Origin of the sequence: Halomonas elongata, assembly GCF_029081005.1 — a bacterium.
Classification (GTDB): Bacteria; Pseudomonadota; Gammaproteobacteria; order Pseudomonadales; family Halomonadaceae; genus Halomonas; species Halomonas elongata_B.
Window position 1 is genome coordinate 1 of the sequence record NZ_JAJQTQ010000102.1, and the last position, 438, is coordinate 438.

Annotated in this window: 1 protein-coding gene; it reads left to right on the forward strand. The window is 56.6% G+C overall.

Annotated elements, in window-relative coordinates; genetic code table 11:
• Positions 1-438: thiamine pyrophosphate-dependent enzyme (locus tag LU493_RS19625; RefSeq protein WP_275289483.1), on the forward strand; the 438-nt coding region annotated here is incomplete at both ends.

Below are 438 nucleotides of genomic sequence, written 5' to 3' on the forward strand. Positions count from 1 at the left end.
ATCGTTATCAACAACCAGGTGGGCTTCACGACCTCTAACCCGCTGGATGCGCGCTCAACGCCGTACTGCACCGACATCGGTAAAATGGTGCAGGCGCCGATTTTCCACGTGAACGCGGACGATCCGGAAGCGGTCGCCTTCGTCACCCGTCTGGCGCTTGATTTCCGCAATACCTTTAAACGCGATGTCTTCATTGACCTGGTGTGCTACCGCCGTCACGGCCACAACGAAGCCGATGAGCCGAGCGCAACCCAGCCGCTGATGTATCAGAAGATCAAAAAGCATCCGACTCCGCGCAAAATCTATGCTGACAAGCTGGAGCAGGAGAAGGTGGCGACTCTGGAAGATGCGACCGAGCAGGTTAACCTCTACCGCGATGCGCTGGATGCCGGCGAATGCGTGGTGCAGGAATGGCGTCCGATGAATATGCATTCCTTT